Source organism: Kitasatospora sp. NPDC047058 (assembly GCF_040643935.1).
Classification (GTDB): domain Bacteria; phylum Actinomycetota; class Actinomycetes; order Streptomycetales; family Streptomycetaceae; genus Kitasatospora.
Map to the genome: position 1 here is coordinate 1 of NZ_JBEYVJ010000891.1, position 1,285 is coordinate 1,285.

The 1,285-nt window shown below is 74.1% G+C and carries 1 protein-coding gene and 1 pseudogene; both read right to left on the bottom strand.

Features of this window, described 5'->3' with window-relative positions:
- Positions 1-444, bottom strand: a pseudogene (locus ABZ885_RS41380) (hypothetical protein); the annotation flags it as partial.
- A 130-nt stretch (positions 445-574) separates the two neighbouring features.
- Positions 575-1,285 (bottom strand): Hsp70 family protein (locus tag ABZ885_RS41385; protein WP_360200404.1); only part of this gene is annotated, 711 nt, incomplete at its 5' end.

Sequence of the window (1,285 nt, forward strand, 5' to 3'; positions counted from 1 at the left end):
GCAGGCGCCGAGGATGAGGTAGTCCTCCATCTCCTCGCCGAGCTTGGCCCGCATCGTGGCCCGGATGTCGATCTCGGCGCCGGCCAGGACCAGGCGCTGTGCCCCGGTGGTCCGGACCAGCGGGCCGGGCAGCCTGGCGGCGAGGTCACGGCCGAGCAGCGCCATGCCGGTGGCGCCGACGGCCACCGCGCCGATGCGCGCCCCGTGCGGCAGGCCGGCGACCAGCGCCTCCAGGGCGGGCAGCAGCCGCCCGAGCAGCGTGTCGGCGTCGTGGCCGGAGTCGGCGATCCGCGCGGGGGCGGGGAGCTCGCGGGTGCGCGCGGCGCCGAGGTCGGCGGTCTGCCCGGCCGGTGCGAGGGCGAGCCGCACCCCCGTGCCGCCGACATCGATGCCGACCACCCACGAGGAACCGAACGGGACGGTCGCGGCGGGCGGACGGTCCACTGCGCCTCCCTCGGTGCCGGCCCTCCGGCCGCGAGCAGTCCTTTTCGGGCACGGCACCGCATGGTGACGCCGCATCAGGCATCATGCCGCGTCCGGGGACTCCGCGAACCGCCGCGGGCAGCGGCGCCGGTCAGCCGCCGGTGCCCCTCGGCTTCTCGTCGTCCACGATCTCGGCGTCGACGACCTCCTCCTCGCCCGGGGCACCGTCGCCCGGGGCGCCGTCGGCGGGGGCGGCGCCGCCGGCGGCCGCCTGGGCGTACATGGCCGTGCCGATCTTCTGGGCGACGAGGGCGGCGTGGTCCAGGGCGGTACGGATCGCCGTGGTGTCCTCGCCCTTGAGCTTCTCCTTCAGGTCGGCGAGGGCCGCCTCCACCTCGGTCCTGACCTCGGCGGGCACCTTCTCGGGGTTGTCGGCGAGGAGCCGCTCGGTCGAGTAGACGAGCTGCTCGGCCTGGTTGCGGGTCTCGGCCGCCTCCTTGCGGCGGCGGTCCTCCTCGGCGTGCTGCTCGGCGTCGCGCATCATCCGCTGGATGTCGTCCTTCGGCAGCGCCGAGCCGCCGGTGACGGTCATCTTCTGCTCCCGGCCGGTACCGAGGTCCTTCGCCGCGACGTGCATGATGCCGTTGGCGTCGATGTCGAAGGTGACCTCGATCTGGGGCAGGCCGCGCGGCGCCGGCGGCAGGCCGGTCAGCTCGAACATGCCGAGCTTCTTGTTGTACGCGGCGATCTCGCGCTCGCCCTGGAACACCTGGATCTGCACCGACGGCTGGTTGTCCTCGGCCGTGGTGAAGATCTCCGAGCGCTTGGTCGGGATGGTCGTGTTGCGCTCGATCAGCTTGGT